Annotated in this window: 1 protein-coding gene; it reads right to left on the bottom strand. The window is 67.4% G+C overall.

The features are described from left to right. On the bottom strand, window positions 1-3,848 hold a 3,848-nt coding region (locus CC117_RS32560; RefSeq protein ID WP_071091891.1), incomplete at its 3' end, for a tetratricopeptide repeat protein. Window positions 3,849-4,306 lie beyond the last annotated feature (458 nt).

Below are 4,306 nucleotides of genomic sequence, written 5' to 3' on the forward strand. Positions count from 1 at the left end.
CCGATCTCCTCGAAGATGGCCAGCGCCTGCTGGAAACTACCTTCCGCGACCTCGTAATCGCCTCGCAAATAGGCAACCACGCCGAGCTGGCCGAATCCTCTGGCGACGCCAGCCCGGTCTCCGAGCTCCTCGAAGATGGCCAGCGCCTGCTGATAGCGGCCTTCCGCGACCTCGTAATCCCCCCGTTCCTGAGCGATGATGCCGAGCTGGTGGAGGCAGATGGCGCGAGCTGCGCGATCTCCGAGATCTCCGAGATCTCCGAATACGGCCATGGATCTCTCGTGAAGGCCTTCCGCCGCCGTATAGTCTCCCCGCAGCTGGGCGATGGTGCCGAGCTGGCTGTATCCTTTGGCAACGCCGACATGGTCCCCGAGCTCTTTGAAGACAACTAGCGCCTGCTGATAGCTGTCTTCCGCTGCCGCGTAATTGCTCCGCAGCTCGGCGATCCTGCCGAGTTGGAGGAAGCTGGCGGCGACGCCGGCGCGGTCCCCGATCTCCTCGAAGAGGATCAGTGCCTGCTGATAGCTGCCTTCCGCCGCCGCGTAATCGCCGCGTCCCTGAGCGATGTCACCGAGCCTGCGGATAAAGGCGGCACTGAGACGATGGCGAGGGGGGAGACGCGTGAGATTGTGACGGCAGATCTTTTCCTCCCAGTCCCACAGTCCCCAGGTGTGCAGCTGAATACATGCTGCGTAGGTGGTGATCTTCAGGGCGTCATGGTTGCCTGCGGTGAGGTGATGATACCCGGCCTCGAGTTGCCGGATGATCTCGGTGAGCCGGCTCTGAGGGCGGATAACAGCGCGCCACTGCCAATAGGAAGCTGCGCGCCGGTGGGCTTCGACACTGTCATTTGGGGTGGTACGGGCGAGCAGGGCAGTCGCGGTCCAGCGGTGCACGGTAAATGCTGCCCGGTTGTCAGCGTCACGGACGGGGGTGAGTAGGCCGAGGTCGAGCAGGGCGGTTAGGGCGGTGTCGAACTTGTCAGGCATCGCCAACGGGAGGTGGCCTTGCTGCGCGACCCATTCCCCGTATTCATGCACCTGGATGTCGGTGAGACCGGCCTCTTCCAGGGTCGTGGCGCCGAGCTCATGGGCTCTGACGAGTAACTCATGGGTCCGCGAAAGGGATGCGTCGCCGTCAGGGGCGAGGGCAGGGGCACTGGCGGCGGCGACCTGCCAGGCCAGGCCATTGTGGTCGACGGGAAACCTATAGACCGCCACCCCGTCCAGCAGACGCCGGGCCAACGGGACGGTGTCGAGYCGAGCAAGGAGGTCGTCGAGGACAATGTCATCGACTGCAAGGGTGATGGTTTCGGCCAGCGACCTGTCCACATCCCCCGCGAAGCCGATGCACCAGGCAGCCGGGTCGGGGATCCCGCGGGCGTGGAGAGTGTGTTCGAGCCGGGTTGCGATCTCAGGGAACCGTGCCTGACCGCCAGCAAGGAGGGCGTCGAGGTATTCCAGGGTGCGGGGATGCCCTCCGACGTCCGTGATAGCCCGGGACTGTTCTGCGGGGGTCAGTGCGTCGAGGGCGGGTAGCCGCCAGAGCAGTTTGCGTGCCTCCGCCACTGAGAACGGGCCGAGATGGTGCACGGTCAGCCGGCGGGCGGTCGCAGTGTCGACGGGTAGAGGGTAGCGACTGGTGACCAGCAACCGCGCCCGGCTCGACAGACCCACCCACGCGGCGAGGAACGCGCCCAACTGCGGGTCAGTGAACCGGTGGCCGCCACCGGGGCCTAGGGAGGTGAGGGTGTCCTCGGCGTTGTCGAGCAACAGGGCGACCGGCAACGTGGGCAGCAAATGCTCAGCGACCAGGCCTAGGCGCTCCTGCCAGAGGGTCCCGGAACGCAGCACGTCGATCAGCCGGCGCCGGACATCCTCGACGTCGATGTTATGGGCGAAGCACCACGACGCCAGCCGGCCGGCGACCGCGGCAAGGATCTGATCGACCGCGACCGCGCCCGTCAGGGACACCACCAGCCCGGCCTCCTCGCCAAGATCGGCGAGGAGCTGGGCGGCGAGCGTCGACTTCCCGACCCCACCGATGCCATGCAGCACTACCCCGGAGCCATCGCCGTTCAGGGCGCGGCGCAGGGTGCGGAGTTCGCTGCGGCGGCCGACGAACTCCCCGACTCGGCGGACCACGATCCCTTCCGCCAGCACCGGCTCGGCCGGCTCCACGATCGTCTCGAAACCGTCAGCCGGGTTGTAGAGCGGGAGCGTCGGCCCGCGTAGGAACAGGGCCGGGGTTGCCCACTCAGCAATCCCCGCCCGCCGGTCTGAGGCAGGCAGCGCGGCGCGGCCGGTTTCCAACCCCTGGCGGGCGTCGGTCAGGGCGGCCAACGGGTCGACGACTGCCCGCCCGGACAGCTCGCCGTAGAAACGGGAGGCCAGGTCGGTGGCATACAGGTCGCTGACCGGGGCAGTCATCGCCAGCACCGCCGGCACACCGCGGGCGAGAAGCCCGCGGGCCAGCCCGGGCAGCTGATCCGCTCCGGTTCCGGCGCTGTTTCCGTCCGAGCCCTCGGTTGGCTGGGGGCCAAGGGCGGTGGAGCAGCCGGCGAGCACTACCAGCGGCACGCCCCGCCCGGCGACCAGGACCTGCTCGGCGAAGGTCTGAGTGTCGACCAGGTCGGCGGCGCCATCCTCGGCTTCCAGGACGAGACGGCCCGGCTGGGCGTGGCAGGACAGGTGCAGGATGTGGAACCGTTCCTGCTGCAGCGCCGCGCGGATCGCCGTGCGGTTACCCCCGTTCAAGATTCGAACGTAGGCTTCGCCTTTGCGGCGGGCGGGATCGACGGCGTCGAGGATCCGCGCGAGTTCAGTTTCGTAGTCCAGCAGCACACCGTGGCCATCGCCGTGGTCGGGGCTGGCGATCACGGCGAGGATTCGCAACGGCCCCGGGATCCCCATAGCTGGTGTTGCTCCCAACCCAGCGACACCCCGGTACATCTGTACGGAGGGATGGAGCGCCAACGGGCTGCTCTGCCCAGGCAGGGTGAGCGTCTCCCACGGCAGATCAGCCACCGCGTCCGCAGTCTGGACCGCCAGCTGCAGACTAACCCCGCCGCGTACCACCGCGGCGATCTCACCGGTGAGGGCGGCTGTCACGTCGGCGGGTAGGAACCGCTCGCCGAGCATCCGCCCGGCGGCCTGCAAGGCTCTATCCAGCGGATCCGCGTCGGCACCACCAGTGTCCGCGGCACGCAAGATCAGCCCATCGGTCGATCTGCGGGTCCGGACCCGGTCCAGCTCCCGCAGCACCTGGCCTGCGGACCAGTCCATCCCCGCCGGCTGGCCCTCGACGGTCCCATCAGCGGTGCTCACGCTCACCCCTTGCGGGGTGATGTGCAGAACTGCGGTGCGAGGGCCTTCAACCCGGTATGCCAGGTCCGGTGGAGGACGCATTGTTCCGTCCGCGGCCGGGCGGGACCTCCGCTGGCCGAGCAACCCCGCGACCAACTCCCTGACCCTGCTTGTGTAGACGGCGGGGTCGTGGGTGTGGCGGAAGTCGACCCACGCCCGCGACGCCAGAAACGGCGGCAGCTCCGCATCCTTGAGCATTACGGGGATGAGCCGCTGCTGGCCGGTAACCGTGCGGGTGAGCATTGCTGCGTACTCCTCGGCCACCCACGGCCGCGACAGCGCATGCGGACTGACCACCAAAATCCCCGACGTCGAGCCTCGGATTCCCGCATCCAGCCGGTGGATCAGCCGATCCCCGGCGACGATCTCCCATTCGTCGTAGAAGACATGCAGGCCCGCGCTTTCCAGATTCTCCGCCAGTGCACGTACCCACACCTGGTCAGCATGCCCATAGGAGACAAAAACGTCGAAACTGTTGACCATACCCCCCCATAGAACAGGACCACCAGCGGCCATCACACAACCCTGATCATTGCTATCCGCACCGACCGGCCACCCACATTGAGCCTTGCCGACCAGCCGAACCCGGGCCGCACAGCTTGGCCTGGCCATCCGGCCCAACACCTCGACCCTGCCCAAAGTCTCCGTACGCGACCCCGTTATCCGACGGGATCAGCCGGAGCGAAGACAGCTTCTCTGCCGAGGTAACCAGCGCGGGGCCAGCGCAGTGTTGCGTTCGAAGGGAGCGAGCGTCCCGCTCATGATCTTCCCTTCGCGCCGAGCCAGCCTCGACGGCACGGGCCAGACCACATCCACGGGTCTGTAAAGTTAGCGGTGTAACCGGGGCGAATCGGACTACTTGCGGCCTGCGGTGAGTCGGCCGTCGAAGGCGACGTCGAAGGCGTTGAGTGCGCCTTTCCAGCGGATGACCCAGCGTTTGC

The sequence above is a fragment of the Parafrankia colletiae genome, assembly GCF_001854655.1.
In the GTDB taxonomy this organism is placed as follows: Bacteria; Actinomycetota; Actinomycetes; order Frankiales; family Frankiaceae; genus Parafrankia; species Parafrankia colletiae.